General features: G+C 62.4%; 13 protein-coding genes. 5 read left to right on the top strand and 8 right to left on the bottom strand.

Features of this window, described 5'->3' with window-relative positions; all coding sequences use genetic code 11:
* Positions 1 to 14: 14 nt before the first annotated feature.
* From ABR989_RS09890 to ABR989_RS09880, 3 genes are all read right to left on the bottom strand, one after another.
* Positions 15 to 1904, bottom strand: a complete 1890-nt coding sequence (locus ABR989_RS09890) for an AI-2E family transporter (RefSeq protein ID WP_428128007.1) — start codon at positions 1902 to 1904, stop codon at positions 15 to 17.
* 81 nt (positions 1905 to 1985) lie between these two features.
* Complete coding sequence (locus ABR989_RS09885) at positions 1986 to 2933, bottom strand: LLM class flavin-dependent oxidoreductase (protein ID WP_428128005.1); 948 nt, start codon at positions 2931 to 2933, stop codon at positions 1986 to 1988.
* 22 nt (positions 2934 to 2955) lie between these two features.
* Complete coding sequence (locus ABR989_RS09880; protein ID WP_428128003.1) at positions 2956 to 3741, bottom strand: SDR family oxidoreductase; 786 nt, start codon at positions 3739 to 3741, stop codon at positions 2956 to 2958.
* A 114-nt stretch (positions 3742 to 3855) separates the two neighbouring features.
* Here ABR989_RS09880 and ABR989_RS09875 point away from each other — a divergent pair, with 114 nt between their 5' ends.
* From ABR989_RS09875 to ABR989_RS09865, 3 genes are all read left to right on the top strand, one after another.
* Entirely contained in the window at positions 3856 to 5031 is a 1176-nt protein-coding gene (locus ABR989_RS09875; protein WP_428128186.1) for a BaiN/RdsA family NAD(P)/FAD-dependent oxidoreductase, read from the top strand.
* A gap of 189 nt (positions 5032 to 5220) precedes the next feature.
* A complete protein-coding gene (locus ABR989_RS09870; RefSeq protein ID WP_428128001.1) occupies positions 5221 to 7065 on the top strand; it encodes an MFS transporter in 1845 nt (614 codons plus the stop codon).
* A 145-nt stretch (positions 7066 to 7210) separates the two neighbouring features.
* The gene (locus tag ABR989_RS09865) at positions 7211 to 8443 is read left to right on the top strand and encodes a trans-sulfuration enzyme family protein (protein WP_428127999.1); all 1233 of its coding nucleotides are present in this window, start codon (positions 7211 to 7213) and stop codon (positions 8441 to 8443) included.
* 415 nt (positions 8444 to 8858) lie between these two features.
* Here the strand turns inward: ABR989_RS09865 and ABR989_RS09860 are convergent, their stop codons facing one another.
* Both ABR989_RS09860 and asnS read right to left on the bottom strand, forming a co-directional pair.
* The gene (locus ABR989_RS09860; RefSeq protein ID WP_428127997.1) at positions 8859 to 12062 is read right to left on the bottom strand and encodes a choice-of-anchor D domain-containing protein; all 3204 of its coding nucleotides are present in this window, start codon (positions 12060 to 12062) and stop codon (positions 8859 to 8861) included.
* Positions 12063 to 12175: 113 nt separating this feature from the next.
* Complete coding sequence (asnS, locus tag ABR989_RS09855) at positions 12176 to 13474, bottom strand: asparagine--tRNA ligase (protein ID WP_428127995.1); 1299 nt, start codon at positions 13472 to 13474, stop codon at positions 12176 to 12178.
* A 97-nt stretch (positions 13475 to 13571) separates the two neighbouring features.
* Between asnS and ABR989_RS09850 the strand changes: the two genes are divergently transcribed.
* Positions 13572 to 14168: a CvpA family protein gene (locus ABR989_RS09850; protein WP_428127993.1), complete on the top strand. Its 597-nt coding sequence runs from the start codon at positions 13572 to 13574 to the stop codon at positions 14166 to 14168.
* Positions 14169 to 14192: 24 nt separating this feature from the next.
* Here ABR989_RS09850 and trxA read toward each other — a convergent pair whose 3' ends face one another.
* Positions 14193 to 14525, bottom strand: coding sequence for a thioredoxin (gene trxA, locus ABR989_RS09845; protein ID WP_428127992.1), 333 nt, complete (start codon positions 14523 to 14525; stop codon positions 14193 to 14195).
* A gap of 188 nt (positions 14526 to 14713) precedes the next feature.
* On the opposite strand from trxA, the gene ABR989_RS09840 reads away from it, so the two are divergent.
* On the top strand, positions 14714 to 15034 hold the full coding sequence (locus ABR989_RS09840) for a hypothetical protein (protein WP_428127990.1): 321 nt from the start codon (positions 14714 to 14716) through the stop codon (positions 15032 to 15034).
* Between the two features lie 20 nt (positions 15035 to 15054).
* Here the strand turns inward: ABR989_RS09840 and ABR989_RS09835 are convergent, their stop codons facing one another.
* Together ABR989_RS09835 and ABR989_RS09830 are read right to left on the bottom strand one after the other, a co-directional pair.
* Positions 15055 to 15912 (bottom strand): alpha/beta hydrolase, encoded by an 858-nt coding sequence (locus ABR989_RS09835; RefSeq protein ID WP_428127989.1) that lies wholly within the window; start codon positions 15910 to 15912, stop codon positions 15055 to 15057.
* 32 nt (positions 15913 to 15944) lie between these two features.
* Positions 15945 to 17861 (bottom strand): SurA N-terminal domain-containing protein, encoded by a 1917-nt coding sequence (locus tag ABR989_RS09830; RefSeq protein WP_428127987.1) that lies wholly within the window; start codon positions 17859 to 17861, stop codon positions 15945 to 15947.
* Between the last annotated feature and the right edge of the window lie 124 nt (positions 17862 to 17985).

The following is a 17985-nucleotide window of genomic DNA, read 5'->3' as shown; positions in this document are numbered from 1 at the left end:
ATCATTCTGCTTTGTCAATTGCGGGAGAGCCAGCTGTTCTCGCGTGCATAGCCTCGTGGCAAGCGCGCTCCGCCGGGAATCCGGGACTTCGCGCGTTGGAGAATGAAGCGCCGGACCGCGCGGCGGGCTTCGTTGGGGTTGGCGCAGATCTGGGAACATCCGGCATTTATGAGCTCGGTGGACTGGTGTAACGCTGGCGGCCCGCCTGCAATGATCGTCAGGCGAGACGAAATGGATCGTAATGCCGCCACCAGTCCCACCGCGGCCGGCAAACATTCGGCCGACATGCATGAGATGAAGACGAAGTCCGGCGTGAACCGTTTGACCAGATCGGAAATCTCGTCCGGTGATTTATTCTCGCCCGCAAAGGTTGCGACCGCACCCTCTTTGCGCAGCAGTTCGAGCAACATCAACAACCCCAGAAAGTGCAGCTCGCCGGGCGCCAACACGCCCATTACTCGCACGCTCGGAGAAATGCGCGATTTGACGAACCTGTTTCCAAGTTCAGCAATCAGTTGATGCGTTGTATCGATGATGAGCCGCTGGTTCTCGTCACTAATATGGCCTTCCGCGCGCTCCTCACCCATCAGCACCAGCGCCGGCGCAATCACCTCGTCAAAGGTTCGCTCCAGGCCATTCTCATCGCAATAGCGGACAGCAACATCTCTGGCTCCTGACGGGTTGAGTTCAAGCAGCAAGCGGTAGAAGTCGTGGTAGTCGTCGAGAACCCGGTCCGCCCCGAGCAGAATCGAGAGAAACCCCAGCGGAGGGATAAAGTCGCCCGCGACCTTAAGACAAGCGGTCAAGGGCGTCGAAAGCAGCAGCCCGGGTATTCCCCACAGCCAATACCAGTACATCGCGGATGTCAGCAACGCCACCGGAGAGACGTCAATTCCGTGGCCGATGATGAATGGTTCCGCAACCTGCGCCGCAACCTGGTCGATAATCACAAAGGCGCCAAGTATCTCGAGCGCTTTGCTCCATCCGGGAAACAACGCAAAGGCGACGAGCGCCGGCAGAAGCGCCGAGCTGATCGCGCCGACATATGGAATGAACCGCAACAGGAATGCGACCACCCCCCACAGCGGGGCGCTCGGCAGCCCGAGAAACCAAGCCACGGTTCCGGCGGCGATGCCGTAGGCAAGATTGATCGTCGAAAAAAGCAGCAGGTAGCGGCCGACGGTGTAACCCGCCGTTTCTATTGCCTGCGCTGCGATCGGAATTCTTCCTCGTGCCGCGAGGCGGACAAATCGATCACGCAAATCCTTTCGGCTGTAAAGCAGAAAAAACAGCAGCATGATGATGAGCAGCGTCTTGAGCATGCCATCGACGATCGGAACAACCGGCCTCAGGCTGTCGCTGAGAAGAGAGCCGGGAACCGAGACCGCCATCACTTCACGCGGCTGGCGGGGGGCAGGATTGGTGCTTGCCATGCGACGCTGAACGTCGGAAACCGCATCCTTGATATGCTGGAGCCATGGGGGCGTGTTTTTTTCAAGCGCCGCCAATTTGTTTCCGATGTTCTCCGAGTATCCAGCGACCTGGTCGGCGACATTAGTCAGTTCAATAGTCAGAAAATACCCAATCGCCGAAATTGCGCCGATCACCACTAGTACTACTAATGCGGCGCTTATCAGGCGCCCGAAGTAGCGCTCGAGGCGGGTTGCGACGGGACTGAAGACCACGCTCAGAATGAGTGCAATCGCCAGCGGAAGCAGGACCGGTCTGCCCAGATACAAAGCGCCGGTAGCGATGATCAGTGCGCAAACCGGTCCGGCAACCGATAGCAGCGCGAAGCGATCCTCACTTTCGCCGTAGGGTTGCTCTGTCTGCTTTTCGGTTTCCGCCACTAACATCACCCCGACATTGCCGAGCTTCAGCCGCTGCTCTACGCTGACGCCCATTCTACGCCGCAACCGAGCCGGTTGGATACGTTGAACGCACAGACGACATTTCAGTGAGTCATCCGGGCGCTCGACGATCCTTCAGCGCCGCAGGATAGGGATCACTTCCCTGGCGAACTGCTCGTGCTGCGCGTCGCGCGCGGCCGCAGAGGAAGCGATGTCCACGTTGACATCGCGAATTCCCGCCTTGATGAACTCATCGATTCGCGCGGCGACATCGGCGGGCTTCCCTACGGCGGCGTATCGCTTGGCGGGCTCGCGGAAATCCATCGCGTAGCGCTTGCTCAGATGCTCCGCCGCTACGTCGAGCGCATCTTCGTAGCTCGGCCCCAGCGTCACGAACAAATGCAGCGCCGTGCCGAAACGCTCGAACTTGCGCCCGGCCTTTTCCGCCTCGCGCGCGATGAACTCGAGTCCCTCGCCGACCCGCTTGGGCGTCACCACGTATGGCATCCATCCGTCGCCCAGCCGCGCCGCACGTCTCAGCGCGGCTTCGGCTCGTCCCCCCACCCATACGGGAGGTCCGCCGGGAGTGCGAGGTTTCGGCAGCATCGTAATTTTCCCGAAGCTGAAATACTTGCCGTGGTACTCGACCGGTTCTCCAGTCCACAGCCGCTTGATTATTTCGATTCCCTCGTTCGCGCGCCCGCCGCGTTGCTTGAGCGGGACGCCGCACGCCTCGTACTCGCGCGGAAATTCACCGCCGACTCCGACGCCGAAAATGAAATGTCCCGCGCCCATCAGGCGGTCCACCGTCGCGACCATCTTTGCAACCGTCGTGGGATGACGCAGCGGCAGCAGGTAAATGCTGGTGCCAAAAATCAGGCTCGGGTTCAGCGCGGACAAGTATGTTAACTGGGTCAGCGGATCGTCGATCGCTCCCATGAACGCAACGTGATCTCCCGCCCAGATACTTTCGTAACCCCACTCCGACAGGGAGCTGACGGTCCTGCGCGCGTGCTCGCGATCGGCCGCCGTCGCTAGCGCGCCAAACCTGACTTTGGAATTCAGCGGGAGCACATCGCTCATGTCCGCACCCCTATGCGCATCCTCAAACCGATCGGATCGCGCCGCCGTCGACCCGAATCAACGAACCCGTCACGTAGGCCGCCAGCGGGCTCGCCAGGAACGCCGCGACTGCCCCGAATTCTGCGGGCGTGCCGAGCCGTCCGACCGGAATCGACTGCGCGTTGCGCTTGATTGCTTCCTCGACGGAAATTTTCTGGCGTTCCGCAGCCGCGCGGCTGAGCTGTACCGTACGATCGGTCGCGATCGCGCCCGGCAGAAGAGTGTTGACGGTAATTCCGTCGCGCGCCGTCTCCGTCGCCAGCGTCTTGGCCCAGCCGACGATCGCGCTGCGCAGCGCATTCGACACTCCGATCGTAGCGATCGGCTCGACCACGCTCATCGAGGCCACGTTCAGGATTCGGCCCCACTTTCGCGCGCGCATGTCCCCAATCAACAAATCCGTTATTCGAAACAGCGCCAGCACCATCGCCTGGAACTGCTCCTCCCAGACTTTGGCGGGCACGCCGACCACGCCGGACGGCGGCGGGCCGCCGGAATTGTTGAGCAGGATGTCGATCGCGCCGAGCTGTTTGCGCGCCGCGTTGGCAGCGTCCTCGATGCTCGGCCAATTCGCGAGGTCCGCCGCAAATCCGATCGCCTTGGCGCCGCGCGACGCGATTTCGGAGACCGCGCGATCCAGCCCTTCCTGGCCGCGCGCTACCAGCGCCACCGCAACGCCCTCAGCCGCGAGCGCGTCGGCTACGCCGCGTCCCAGTCCCTTGCTGCCGCCAAGAATCAGCGCCGTTTTTCCCTTGAGTTGAAGATCCATTTTTCACTTCACCGGGCTTCGATCGTTATGTGAATCGTTGTAGCGAATCTCATGCGGTTTGGCATCATGCCGGCCTTGCGCGGCCGCGTCGCGACGCGCCTAATGACCGCGGCGATGGAATCGTTTGATGTTGTGATCGTGGGAGCCGGAGCGGCCGGGCTGATGTGCGCGATGACGGCCGGGGAGCGCGGCCGGCGTGTGCTGCTGCTGGAACATAACGATCAGCCAGGCGCGAAGATTCTTATCTCGGGCGGCGGCCGCTGCAATTTCACCAATCTGGAAATGGCGCCGGAGCGCTTTCTTTCCGCCAACCCGCATTTCTGCAAGTCCGCGCTCAGCCGTTACACGCAGCACGATTTTATCGCACTCGTCGAACGCCATCGCATTCCCTATCACGAGAAGACTCTCGGCCAACTGTTTTGCGACGGATCGGCACGCGCGGTGCTCGCGATGCTGCTGGCGGAGTGCGCGGCCGTCGGCGTCGATTTGCGCACCGGACACAGCGTCACCGAAATAACCCGCGCCGATCGCTTTCGCATCGAGACCAACAAAGGCAGCTTTATCACGCAGGCTTTGGTGCTCGCGACCGGCGGCCTCTCAATTCCAAAAATGGGCGCGACCGGCTTCGCTTACGAGATGGCGCGGCGCTTCGGTCTTGCGGTCATCGAGCCGCGGCCCGGCCTGGTGCCATTGAAAGTCGCGGGCGATACGGTCGAATTTTGCCAAACTCTTGCCGGCGTTTCGGTGGACGCAGTGGCCTCATGCGGCCGCGCCAGTTTTCGCGAAAACATTTTATTCACGCATCGCGGTTTGTCAGGTCCTGCGATTTTGCAGATTTCGTCGTACTGGCGGGAAGGCGATACGCTGTCGCTCAACCTTGCGCCTTCATTAGATATCGAAAGCTTCCTCGCGGACCGAAAGCGCACGCGGCCCAAGGCCGAACTAAAAACCGTACTGGCCGAGGTGATTCCGACTCGTCTGGCGCATGCTCTTGCCGGCGCCGCGGCGTCCAACCTCCCGATCGCGAATCTGCAAGACCGCAGCCTTTCCGAACTGGCCGATCGGCTAAGACGATGGCAACTCAAGCCAACAGGTTCCGAGGGATGGCCCAAAGCCGAGGTGACAGTCGGCGGAATCGGCACCGCCGCGCTGTCTTCCAAGACCATGGAGGCTCGCGCCGTGCCCGGCCTATACGCGATCGGCGAAGCGGTGGACGTAACGGGATGGCTCGGCGGCTACAATTTCCAGTGGGCGTGGTCGAGCGGATGGTGCGCGGGCAATGCAGTCTGACTTCAGCGGTGATGCCGATCATTTTCGGCGAGAGTGCGTTGCGCGCCTCGGGCCGGTTCATCAAGGGCCGCCGGGCGCGCGTTACCCGAGGAACGACTCCGGTCAATCGAGGATTTTCGTCATTCCCCTTGAGTAGGCAAGTAATCTAACATCACTTTCCGAATCGCGCGGATAAGTCCGGAGGTTTTGATGGATTCAGCGGGAGCGAAAATCGGCGGTGGAGCTGCCACTGCCGCGCACAGCTCCGAGCCATTGCCTCTCAGGATCAAGCTTCTCTACGCCGCCCCCAGTTTCGCGGGCGCCGCTATGATCATCCCGATCTTCATCCACATGCCGAAGTTCTATGCCGACGTGGTGCTGGTGCCGCTGGGATTCCTGGCGATGGCAATCGCGATCGCACGTTCGCTCGACGCTCTGAGCGATCCTCTGATGGGCTGGATCTCCGATCACACGCACACGCGCCTTGGCCGGCGCAGGCCCTACATGCTGCTCGGCGCTCCTCTTTGCGGGGTGGCTTTTTTCGCCCTGCTGAATCCGCCGGAGTCGTTCACCGGCGGCCGCGCGGCGATTTGGTTCGGCGTGACGTTCATCCTCTACTTCGTATTTCACACCATCTGTGTTCTGCCGCATTACGCGCTCGGCCCGGAACTCACGCAGAATTATCACGAGCGCTCGAGCCTGTTCGCGTGGCGCGAGTCTTTCGCGATCCTCGGAACGATCGTGGCTGCAGCGGCGCCCGGCGTCATGATGCAAGCGTTCCACATGACCGAGCGGCAGGTGTTCTTCCGGCTCGGAATCTTCTTCGGCGTCATGCTCGGTGTGCTCTACGGCTTGCTGGTGCTGACGGTGAAGGAGCGCCCCGATTTCGCCGCCCGCGAATCGAATCCGCTCGTGCCGGGCATCAGGCGCGCACTGCGCAACCGTCCGTTCGCGATTCTGCTCGGCAGCTACGTCGTGGCGAGTATCAGCGGCGCGATTCCGGCCACGATGATGCCGTTCTTCAACGCCTACGTGATCCGGCCGCGCAATCCGACTTTCTGGCTCTCGATGCTGCTGCTGGGTTATTTTGCATTCGCATTTGTGTCGCTGCCGATGTGGGTTGCGATTGCGCGCAGAGTCGGAAAGCTCAACACATATCTTGCCAGCTTTTTTCTGGGCATCACCGGCGGCGGTGCGATGTTCCTGCTCGGGCCCGGCGACACCTGGTGGCTGCTGGTGCTGATTTGCTGGGCCGGCATCGGACTCGGCGCCGGCTTGTTTCTGACGCCCTCGATGCAGGCCGACGTAATCGACTACGACGAGCTCTACACCGGCAAGCGGCGCGAGGCGCAGTACACCGCGTTCTGGTCGATGCTCCCCAAATTCGTCGCGATTCCGAGCGCTGCCATTCCCATCGCGGTTCTTGCCTCACTCGGCTACATACCCAACGCCATACAGACGCCTCGGGTCGTCTTCGCGATCAGGGCGATCTTCGCGCTGGGCCCGGCGGTTTGCTCCATGCTTTCATTCCTGATCGCGCGCAGGTTTCCGATCACGGAAGCGATCCACAGCACGATCCTCGAAGGCATCGAGCGTCACGAACGCGGCAAAGCAGCACTCGATCCGATGACTGGCCTGATGGTGCCGGCGCCGAAAGCCGGCCACGACGAGGATGTCGGCTGGTTCCTCGACTACTTTTCCATCGGCGAGTTGAAGCGCTATCTCGCCAGGGGCGCTTCGCAGCCGGTGCGCGACGTGCTCACCGTAGCTGCGGTGTCGATTGGAGTCTCGGTGCTTTCAGTCATCTATGTGCTGCATCGCGTAAGCTCGCTCCGCACCGATCCCGGCGCAACAATTTCGCTGATGGTGGTGGCCGCGGGGCTGGCGTTGGCAATATTCGTTTTTCACCTGATGCGCCTTGGACCCGCGCGCCGGCTTGCGGCAGGCGAGGTGCCGGCCGACGCCGTCCGCGCCCATCTCGGCCAAGTCGTCGAAGCTCTCCGAGAGGGCACTCCTACGCCCGTGGTCGCATCCGGTGTCGCGGGCCGCAGCTAGTTTGATAAGAAATAATGCGGGACGCGCGGGTCCGTGCCCGCCGCCGCGCGAGCGCTGAAGACCGGAGGACTTCTCGATGCCGTCAATCCCCGTGCCGACTGCGGCAAGAATCGCTGACGCGGGGATTCGTCCGGAGTAAAAACCTATGCGCAAGATTTCTTACCGCGTGCGGCCGGAGACCGCCGTGCTGACCAGGGGCTTCGACCCAAAGTTGTCGGTCGGCTCGGCCAGACCGCCGGTGTATCGCAGTTCAACGTTCGTCTTTCCAAGTCCGGAGGCGGCTGAGCGTGCGTTTGGAATTGTGCTTGGAAAAATCCATCCGCTCGGCGACGATCGTCCCGACCTGATCTATGCGCGCCTGAACCATCCCAACGCCGAAATCCTCGAGCAACAACTCGTACCTCTCGAGCGCGGCGCCAACTCCGCGGCCGTCTTCAATTCCGGCATGGCCGCGATCTTTACCGTGATGCTCGCGTTCCTGGAACGAGGCGGTTCGCTCATCTACACGCAGCCTCTGTACGGCGGAAGCCAACACTTGATCCACCAGATAATCGAACCGCTCGGTTTCGACGCGCGCGGATTGCCGGCCGGCAACACCAGGGCGCTGACGGAGGCGATTGAACAGGCGGACAATCTAAGCCTCGTTCTGGTCGAGACTCCCGCCAATCCCACCCTCGTGATGACCGATATCGCGCAAGCGGCCGCCGCAGTCCGCCGAAAGCCCAAGCGCCCCTTGCTGGCCATCGACAACACTCTGCTTGGTCCGACCTTTCAGCATCCGTTGATTCACGGCGCAGACCTCGCGATTTACTCGGCGACAAAGTTCCTCGGCGGATTCAGTGACTTGCTGGCCGGCGCGGTGCTGGCGACGGACCCTGAATTGATCCTGACCCTGACCGGAGTCCGCGCGCTGCTGGGCAACATCCTGCAGGCTGACGAATGCTGGATTCTCGATTCGCGGCTTTCGACCGTCGCGCTGCGGATGAACCGGCAAAGCAAGAACGCACAGCGAATCGCCGAGCAGTTGGCCAAACATCCACGCGTCAAACGCGTCATCTATCCGTCGCTGTTCACCGACGCCGCCCAGATAAAGATTCGCGACGCGCAAACCGACTACCCGGGTTCGCTGATGACATTGGAGGTTGAAGGCGGCAAGACCGGCGCCTTCGAATTCCTGCGCCGTTTGAAAATCGCCAAGAACGCCGTCAGCCTGGGCGGTGTCGAAACTCTCGTATGCCATCCGATGACGACCACCCACAGCGAGCTGTCGCCCGAGGAATTGTCGGCCGCCGGAATCAACGACGCGCTGGTCCGCATCTCGGTCGGTACCGAGCATTGGCGCGACCTGCTTGACGAATTCACCCGCGCGCTGGCTTGATCCGGCGCCCCCGCATCTTACGTTCTCCGCCTCGGCCGCTTTGTCGCGGGAGAGGCCGCGCCACCGGCGCGGGTGAGGGTGCAGATTTAGCGGGAGAGGGTAGGGTGAGGGACAACTGCGGCGCGATTCGGCGATTATGGCGCGCGAGAAGGCGGCGGCGGCGGGGAGAACCCATCGCGCAAACTAACTCCCAGCCCTCAACGCCAGCGAACACGGGCGCGGCATCGTCGCGCAGGTACGCGAAAGCAACGCTGGCCAGCCGGAAGCGCGCTTGAGGGGATCGTCCGCGAATGAGCACGCGCAGCGCGAGTTGGGATGAGTGAGGGGGGGGGCGCCGTGAAAACAGAACGCCCTGCCCGGCCACGACGGCCGGACAGGGCGTTGTTCTGTGCGATGGCTGCGCGGTCTCAGCCGGCTACGGTCCGATCGAGTTCCCCGTCAGCTTGACGGTGTGGACGCCCGGCGCGTTCGTCCCGCCGGCGCAAGCGTTGGCGTAGCTCCCCGGATCGCTCGCAACGGTTATGTCGATACAGGCGCTCTCCGTCACCGGCGCGCTCGGGCTACCCTGGCTCGGCGTGAATTTCACCGTGTAGCAGGCCACGTTCGCCGCTGCGCCGGCCGGACACTTCCCCGTCGCGCCGCTGACGCTGAAGTCGCCGGGCATGGTCCCGCCGTAGGCCCCGGCATTTGCCGCGCTGCCAATGCTGACGCCCAAGGCCCCGATTCCGAACGTCGGAGATGCCAAGTCGGTCACCTTCAGCACATTCGCCGTCGCCGGCGACACCGCCACTTTATGCACCCCGGTCACGGTCCACGCATTGCCCACCGCGGCGGTGGCGGCCACTGTGTCGGGCACCGTCGTGGCCGAGAGCGTAACGGTGTGGTACGGAGACGCCGCCAAGTCGGGGTTGGCACGGATCGTCAAAGTGCCGGACTCGTTGTTCAAAGCGCTCGGCGAGTAGGTATAGGCAATCGTGCACGTACTGCCCGCCAGCATCGTGCCGCCGCAGGTACCGCCGCTAGCCGGGAAAGTAAAGCCGGTCGCGGTTTGCGAGATGCCCGGGGTCAGCGTGATCGACGACGACTGCTTGTTGGTTATCGTCGCGTACTTCGTGACCGTTTTGCCGAACTGCTCGTTATTGATCGTCACGCTTGCGGGTGAAGTAGTCACGTCGACGGCGCCGGTCCCCTGCATGTTGATGGTCTGCGTGCCCGCCGGGGCATCATCCGCGATCGTAAGCCGCCCGGTGCGGTCGTTGGTGGCCAAGCTTATCGCGCTCGGCGTGAAGCTGACGGTGATTGTGCAAGTGTCCGGGGACGGCCCCACAGTGTAAGGGTAACCCGTTGAGCCGCACGACCCGCCGGTAACGTTGAACTCAGCGCTTGCCGAGCCGTCAGTGCTTGTCACAAATACGTTGGTGATGCTCAGCGGCGCCTTGCTCTTGCTCGTCACCGTGACGGTCTTGGTTGCCGAGGTCTGCCCGGCAACTTCGGAGCCGAACGAAAGCGTTGCCGGCGCGGCGCTGCCGTTGGGGGTCGGCGTCGCGGTCGGCGTCGCCGTCTTCGTTGCGGTGGCCGTCGCGGTCGCAGTGGCTGTAGCCGTCGCGGTCGGCGTCGCAGTCTTGGTCGGCGTTGCCGTCGCAGTCGCGGTGGGCGTCGGCGAAGGTGCTCCGCTGCCGCCAAATGCGATCACGTTGGCCGAGTAGGCGGGAAAGCTGTGCGAAAATGCTGTCGACAGCCCCGTCACGGGACTGGTCGCGATATCGGCTGAGCCGACGCCCATCTTTGCCGCGTTGTCTTGCGGGATGCCGTAGGAATACAGGGTGCCCGTGCTACCCGGCGTCGCGCCGCTGATAGTGATATTCGCGTTGAGTGCGTTGCTCGCGCTCTTGTTCACGACAAGCAGTGTCAACCCTCCGCTAGTCCGCTGCGCCGCACACACACTAAGCAGCGGATAGTCGCTCGCAGAGCTGACTAACTGGTCGCCGCCACGTGCGAAGTGTTGCAGCAGCCTTTCGACATAAAATGTTGGATAGGTGTCCGCCGGGCCGGGCGGGTCCGCGCTGTCCACGACGCCATAGTCGCCGTATTGGCGCCATCCATAGAGAGTCGAGGCATTGTTATTGCCGGTTTCCTGGCCGTTGCGCAGGTCCCACCAGGTAACTGAGTTGAACTCGGTGTTCATCGCGGCGCAAATGCTGTCGGCCAGGAACAGCCCATTCACCAGGCTGGTCGTCTGCTTGCCGGGATTGGAAGAGACGGAGTTGTTCTCGGTGTTGTCCAGTTCAACGCCAGGAGCCACGGCGGCGCCAAGGTAATCGTTGAGCTGCTGGCGAAGATCGGCAGCGTCGGTGCTCCATGTACTATTGGAAAGCAGCAGTCCTTGATCGCTCTCATCACCCGGCGATTGCGCATAGCGATGGTAGATCAGGAAATCCGGGGTTACGCCCAGGCTGCGCATCGTCGCGAGCATCACGGGCGTCCAGCCATTGTGCGTTACTCCGGTGCACGGATTGACCACCGGATGATTGGTGTTGTTCGCGTAACTGTCCTCGCCAGGAACCGCCACGGCGCCGATTTTGATAGTCGGGTCCACCGCCTTCATCTGGGTGTAGTATTGCTGGAAACGCTGCGCATAGGTGTAGGGATCGTGTGGGACAGTGTTATTGTCAGTCTCCCATGAGCCATAGCACTCATTACCTATTTCCCAATACTTAAACCCGTAGTGATTGGTGACATTGGATTCCCGCACCCATGAGGCCGCCTCTGCCGGCGTGCCCGATCCATAGTTGGCGGTGACGAAGGCCTGCGCGCCGATAGTGGTGGCAACCTGGGCAAACATGTCGAACGACGTTGCCCATGGCGATGTGTTGCTGTCTGTAGTGTTGGTGGCCCAGTGGTAATCGTCGGAGAGCGAACCGCCGGGGAATCGCAGCGCCCCGGCGCCCATCCCGGTCAGCAGATCGGTCGTCGCGCTCGTATCCAGGATCGAGTCCCACACCGCCGTGTTGACTCCGAAATGCCGCGCATCGACGACTCGCACCGCTTCCGTCGCGCTCACCGTAACATTCACCACGCTGGGCGGCGGTTGCGCCGTGAATGAGATTGTGTCCACGAAAAATGTCGGCTGCGTCGTGCCGCTGCGGTCCTGGATCCAAAATCCGTCAAGGTTCGGTTGGTTTTGCACACCCAGCGAAGACAGCGCAATGGTGACTTGATGCCAGATGTCCGCCGCAAGGGGAGGCAGAGTCACGATAGTCTGCGCCGTGCCGTTGAGCGTCGCCTGGACTTGCAGCAACTGGCCGCCGGTCGAGCCGCCGTCGATCCAGAAAACCAAATTGGTGTATAGGCTGGAATCGAAGGCGTCGTGATGCAGGTAGAGCGCCTGGTACGGGCCCGCGCTGACGCTGATCGAGTCGGCGCCGGACTGGACCGGCTGCCTGTTGCTGAAATTCACCGTCGCCCAACTCCAGTCCTGCCAGCCGTTGACGAGGGCGTCGGTGTACACGGACTGGTCCGCCTGCGAATGCGCGACGGCGGGCAGCGCGAGGCAGCAAAGGAGCGGCATCAAAATCGGGAGCAGCGATCGCGCCAGCCGCAATGTCACAGTCCGAGCCATATTTCTGCAATATGTATATCCACATGGCGACGGCAATGGGAGAGGCCGGCGCGCTTACGCGCGAGATCCTTCGCGTAGCTCAGCAGGATGACGGATGGTCCGAGGGAGGTACACTACGGTTCAAGCCGCTCCATCAGGCGCGGGAACGGCACCGTCTCGCGGATGTGATGAATCCCGCACAGCCATCCCGTCATGCGCTCGATGCCCATCCCGAAGCCCGCGTGCGGCACCGAGCCGTAGCGGCGGAGATCGAGGTACCATTCGAAGGGCGCAAGCGGCAGCCCGTGCGACGTGATCTTGGTGCGCAGCGTTTCGTAGTCATCCTCGCGCTGCCCGCCGCCTATGATCTCGCCATGGCCCTCGGGCGCGAGCATATCGACGCATAGCGCGACGCCGGGACGCGCGGGGTCTTGCTTCATGTAGAACGCCTTGCACGCGGTGGGATAGCGATGCACCATTACGGGGCGATCGAATTCCTCGGACAGCGCGGTTTCCTCGTCGCCGCCGAAGTCGTCGCCCCAGTTGACCGCGACGCCTTTCTTCTTCAGCCGCTCGATCGCTTCGTCGTAGCTGATGCGCGGATACGGAAGCTGCGCCGCAGACTGCAACTTGGTCGTGTCGCGCTCGAGCGTCTTCAGCTCGGCGCCACGGCGTTCGACCACGCGGCCGACGATGTAGGACACGAACTGCTCGGCCAACTCCATGTCGCCGTCGAGGTCGCAGTACGCGACTTCGGGCTCGACCATCCAGAATTCCGTCAGATGCCGCCGCGTTTTGGATTTCTCGGCGCGAAACGTCGGGCCGAAGCAGTACACTTTGCCGAACGCGAGCGCGCCCGCTTCCGCGTAGAGCTGTCCGCTCTGGGTCAGGTACGCCTTGCGCTCGCCGAAGTAGTCGAGCTCGAACAGGTTGGTGGTCCCTTCGCATGAAGTCGGGGTCAGAATCGGCGCGTCGAACAACACGAAGCCGCGCTCGTGGAAAAAATCGCGGCACGCCGATTCCACTTCGCTGCGCACGCGCAAAATGGCGTGCTGGCGCGAGGAGCGGATCCACAGATGGCGGTTGTCGAGCAAAAACGCAACGCCGTGATCCTTGGGCGTGATCGGATAGTCGGTCGCCGGCGACACGATCTCGATTGACTTCAACGTGAGTTCGAATCCGCCCGGCGCGCGCTTGTCTTCGCGCACGATGCCGGTCACTTCGAGCGAGGTTTCCTGCCCCATGTGATCCGCCGCCGCGAAACGGTCCGCGCCGAGATCGGCGAGCGACGCCACGCACTGGCATACTCCCGTGCCGTCGCGCACCTGGAGAAAATGTATCTTGCCGCTCGAGCGCTTGCCCGCGAGCCAGCCCTTGAGCGTGACCCGGTTTCCCGCATGATGCGACAGTTCTTCGATATAAACTCGCGCCATGCGCCCATTTAAGCATATCGCCGCACAAGTACAGGAGCGCGCACGCGTCGCGCGCTTTGCGTTCATCAGCTAGGCTCGATAGCGGGAGAGGAGGCGGATGAACGGGCTGAACGGGCTCGACTATGCGGGGATCGTGCTGCTTGCGGTCGGGGCAATCTACGGACTGCAAAGGGGCGCACTCAGGATGGTGACGTCGGTGGTGGCGCTGGCGGCAGCCGTCTATTTCGCGTCGCTCTATTACACCAAGGCCGGTTCGTTCGCCCAGACGCAGCTCGGATCCTCGCACGCAGTCGGCGCGGTAGTTGGCTACGTCGCGATCTTCGCCTTGATCTTCACGGCCGTGGAGATAGTCGGCTCGTCGGCGATCCGACTGATGCAGATTGCTCACCTGAGTCCGCTGGATCGCCTGGCCGGCGGCCTGCTCGGCGCGGGAATCGCGGCTGTCTTTGCGGGTCTGGCCGTAATGCTGCTGGCTGCCGTGTTGCCGCCCGACGCGGCTATCCTGCGCAACTCGCAACTGGTGCCGATGCTGCTGGCCTACAACGAGATGCTGGTGGGGTACATCCCCGCCGACGCGCGACTCGCCTACGAGCGCAATCGCGATGACCTGATGAAATACTGGGTCCAGAATGCGATGAAGGGCGCGAACTCCGCGCCGTCGCCGGTTGCATCGCCCTCACCCGCCACGAAATGATCGGGGAATTTTGTGTTCGCTGCCTTACGCGATTGCGCTGTCCACGGCCTGGACCAGTCTGCCCTTGGGCACCGCGCCGATGATTTGTTCCTTGACCTGGCCGCCCTTGATGATCAGCAGGTTGGGGATGCCCCGAACGCCGTAACGCCCCGGCGTCTGCGGATTGTCGTCAACGTTGATCTTCACGACTTTGAGACGCCCGGAATACTCGCCTGCGAGATCTTCGAGTATCGGCGCAATCGTGCGGCATGGTCCGCACCACGGCGCCCAGAAATCGATCAAAACCGGAGTGGACGATTTCAGAACTTCCTCGTCGAAGCTCGCGTCGGTAACATGAACGATTTTGTCGCTGGACATCGGGACTTATCTCCTGCTGGGCTCGGTCGCAGTTTGAACATAAATACGGTGGCGCACCTAGTCAAGCCAGCTAAGCGCGCGACAACGGAGCGCGGCCTTAATACTGAGTGCAGGGGTCACCCCTGCGGTCACCCCTGCCACTTTTCACTTGGAATCCGCGTGGCGAATCCACTACCCTTGGAAACGCCATGGCTGCACCCATGATGAACGACGTATTGCCCGACCTGCTCGAGGAGATGGTCTATCTGCTCAAGCAGCAGGGCGCCGATCCGCTGGAATCCAGGCTGCGCGCTCTGAGAATCGAGTCGGTCTGCGACTGTGGCGACGAGAATTGTGCCAGCTTCGCGACCGCCGTCGAAGTCAAGGTCGCCAACTATGTCGAGCTGCAATCGATGGAAGGTCAGGTCATCATCGATCTGAACGCCGACGACGAGATCTGCTTCATCGAGGTGCTCGGCCGTCCCGATGTGAAGTACCTGCTCGAAGAATTTTACGACGCGCAGAGCTGACCCGGCGCGCCGCCGCGACTCTAGCCCGCCGCGCGCTTTTGCGGCGCGACTCGAAACCGCTCGACGAATTCGATCACCTCGCCGGCGACGCGCTCTTTCTCGCTGTCCACGGTAATCACGTGGTAGCTCTCGTCGAGCTCAACCGCGCGCTTCTCCCTGCTGCCAAGGCCTCTCATCACGTAGTCGATATTTTTCCGCATCGGGGCCGTGTGATCGCGCCTGGCATGCATCACCAGCGCGGGCTGCGTGATACGCGCCAGCATCGGCTTCACCACCGCGCTTAAATCGAGCAGCTTCATCGGCGCCGACAACGGCATCAAACGGCAGGTGGGATGCACCGACCGGGCAGCCGCATCGTGGATATCCGACCCGCCCGGATTGAGCAGGTAGATCCTCTCAACTATCGAGCCGAGCACTCCGCGCATACCGCGCAGCATGATGGTCGTTGAGGTCGGCAGAAAAAACGCTGGCGCAAGCATCGCGAGTCCCGCGATCGCCTCGCCCTGATCGGCGGCCAGCCGCGCCGCCAGCACAGCTCCCGCCGACTGTCCCACCACCACGTTCGGCTCGCCGAACTGCCGCAGCTCCTCCAGGCCGGCGACGACGCTTTCGTACCAGTTGTCGTAACCAGCCGCCCCCAACTCCTCGGGCGTTCCGGCGTGACCTGCCAGCTTAACGCCTCGCACGCGCACGCCGCGCGCCGCCAGCCGCTCGCCGAGGTAGCGCATCTCGTATGGAGTTCCGGTCAGACCGTGGATCAGCAGCGCGCTCACGCCCGCGCCGGTGGCGACCGCGCCGGGAAGGAAAAACTCGTGCGTATCGACGCCCGCTGAGTTGCGCGACGCAGTCTCGTCGGAATCGGAAGAATCGGAACTCATCCCTGGCAATGCCGCGCGCCCGGCGCGCTCCTTCACGTTGACGACCCGGTGGATGCGAGCTGCTCGGAGTCGATTTGTATCTTGGCCTGTTCTTTGAGTTGATCGAGGAAGCGCGTCCATGCCTGCGCGCGGCGTTGCTCGACGTATTCCTGCATGAACGATTTCTGCGCGCTCTTCCATTCGTCGTCGGTAGGTTCGGCGCGCGAGGCGGCTTCGAACAGGTACGAATTGCCGCCATTCTCCATCGCGCGATCGATCACGCCCGGAATCGTCGGCACGACCGCGGCGGCGTCGGTCACCTCGGGAAACTCGCCGATACCGGGGACTTTATGGTCGGCGCGCAGAAACGGATCGACATTTTTAATCGCGAGCTTGTTGGCGGCCGCGGCTTTGTCAAAATCGGCCGGGCTCTTGATCGTGGCGAGTACCTTTTGCGCCTGCTGGCTCGCTTCGGCTTCGGCCGTCGAGCGAATCAGCGCCTCACGCACCTGCGGCTCGATCTCCTTCAGCGCGGGAATTCGCGACGGTTGCCTCGCCGACAGCTTGATCACGTATGGCGCGCCCTTCTCCGGCACAAGCGCCACCTGCCCCGCTTCGAGCTTGAACGCCGCCTCCATCAGTTCCCGGTCCCGCTCGGCGCCGCCGGCCGGTTCACCCTGCGCGAACAGCGGCGTCTCGACCGCGTCGATCCCCCGCTTCTTCGCAAGGTCCTGCAAACTGGCGCCCGCGAGCGCAGCCGTCAGATCCTCCTGCGCCGCCGCGCGCCCGAGCTTCGCTCCGGCCTGCGTGCGCAGCTCGTCAATTATCTCTGGCTTCGCCTCGGCAATCGTGTCGGTATGCGCGGGCTTAAACTCCTCGAGCTTGACGACATGAAAGCCGAAGCGCGTCTCGACCATCGCGATCTGTCCCGGCTTCATCGCGAACACCGCGTCTTCGAACGGCTTGACCATCTGGCCGCGCCCAAACGTCCCGAGGTCGCCGCCTTGGAGCTTGTTGGACGGATCGTCCGAATACTTCGCCGCCAGCTTTGCGAAGTCGCCCCCCGATTGCGCCTGCTTGAGCACGTCGAGCGCCTTGGTCTTCGCCGCGGCCTTCTCCTTGTCGGTCGCGCCCGAGGGGACCTCGATAAGGATGTGCCGCGCGTGAACCTGGTCGGGATGCGTGAAGCGGGTCTTGGCGTTGCGATTGTAGTAGCCCTGGATTTCCTTGTCGGGCGGCGTGTACTTGGCACCCAGCACGAGCGGCTCGTAGTGGACGTAGGTCAGCTTGACGCGCTCGGGCTCACGGAATTGCTCGGCGTTCTTTTTGTAGTAGTCGGCGATCTGACTTTCGGTAGGCGAGACCTTTGCGGTGAAATCGCTGGAGGGTATCTCGACGTAGCGCAATCCGATCCGTTCGTTGCGAAGATTGTAGGCGTGGCGCGCCTCGTCGTCGCTCACCTGCACGCCGGCGTCGATCATGTTGCGCAGCGTGTCGGCGATCATGCGGTCGCGCTCGGCGGTTTCGTACTCACTCGGCTGCAGATTGTTGTTGCGCAGCACGTCCTGGTAAGTATCGAAGTCGAACTGGCCGTCGCGCTGAAAAACGGGCTCCTTGCCGATTTTATCCTGCAGGGCCTCGTCGCTGATGCTGATGCCGAGATGGCGCGCCTCCTCGCCGATCAGTTGTTGCTCGATCAACCTGTCCACCGCTTCCTGGCGAATGTTGATGCTCTTGAGCACGGCCTGCGCGTTGGCGCCGTACATCTGTTGCACGGTCTGGCGGAGTTGGGTGGCTTCGCGATCGACTTGGTCGCCGAGTATTTGCCGGCCATTAACGGTCGCGATGGGATGGACGGTATTGAACAATCCACCGCCACCAAAACCCCAGAACGCCATAATAATCGCCAGGAAGGCGAAGGTGACTTGCACTTGCCACGAGTACTGGTAACGGCGGATTCCTTCTAACATTGAGGTGTCATCATACTTGACTGCCTTTCGCGGGCGCAATTGCGCCCGGTTGCTGGTAGTGTCTCAGTTTGAGAATCTGACCTCTTGAAAAATCCGTGCGCCCGCGATCCGACTGTGCGATAAT

The sequence above is a fragment of the Binatus soli (SeqCode) genome (assembly GCF_050015535.1).
Lineage (GTDB): Bacteria > Desulfobacterota > Binatia > Binatales > Binataceae > Binatus > Binatus soli.
This window is presented reverse-complemented; position numbering and strand designations above follow the sequence as displayed.

Excerpts from the sequence above, each read along its gene's own strand:
- ABR989_RS09890 (WP_428128007.1), bottom strand. The coding sequence starts at position 1,904 with ATGGGCGTCAGCGTAGAGCAGCGGCTGAAGCTCGGCAATGTCGGGGTG.
- ABR989_RS09885 (WP_428128005.1), bottom strand. The coding sequence starts at position 2,933 with ATGAGCGATGTGCTCCCGCTGAATTCCAAAGTCAGGTTTGGCGCGCTA.
- ABR989_RS09880 (WP_428128003.1), bottom strand. The coding sequence starts at position 3,741 with ATGGATCTTCAACTCAAGGGAAAAACGGCGCTGATTCTTGGCGGCAGC.
- ABR989_RS09875 (WP_428128186.1), top strand. The coding sequence starts at position 3,856 with ATGGAATCGTTTGATGTTGTGATCGTGGGAGCCGGAGCGGCCGGGCTG.
- ABR989_RS09870 (WP_428128001.1), top strand. The coding sequence starts at position 5,221 with ATGGATTCAGCGGGAGCGAAAATCGGCGGTGGAGCTGCCACTGCCGCG.
- ABR989_RS09865 (WP_428127999.1), top strand. The coding sequence starts at position 7,211 with ATGCGCAAGATTTCTTACCGCGTGCGGCCGGAGACCGCCGTGCTGACC.
- ABR989_RS09860 (WP_428127997.1), bottom strand. The coding sequence starts at position 12,062 with ATGGCTCGGACTGTGACATTGCGGCTGGCGCGATCGCTGCTCCCGATT.
- asnS (WP_428127995.1), bottom strand. The coding sequence starts at position 13,474 with ATGGCGCGAGTTTATATCGAAGAACTGTCGCATCATGCGGGAAACCGG.
- ABR989_RS09850 (WP_428127993.1), top strand. The coding sequence starts at position 13,572 with ATGAACGGGCTGAACGGGCTCGACTATGCGGGGATCGTGCTGCTTGCG.
- trxA (WP_428127992.1), bottom strand. The coding sequence starts at position 14,525 with ATGTCCAGCGACAAAATCGTTCATGTTACCGACGCGAGCTTCGACGAG.
- ABR989_RS09840 (WP_428127990.1), top strand. The coding sequence starts at position 14,714 with ATGGCTGCACCCATGATGAACGACGTATTGCCCGACCTGCTCGAGGAG.
- ABR989_RS09835 (WP_428127989.1), bottom strand. The coding sequence starts at position 15,912 with ATGAGTTCCGATTCTTCCGATTCCGACGAGACTGCGTCGCGCAACTCA.
- ABR989_RS09830 (WP_428127987.1), bottom strand. The coding sequence starts at position 17,861 with ATGTTAGAAGGAATCCGCCGTTACCAGTACTCGTGGCAAGTGCAAGTC.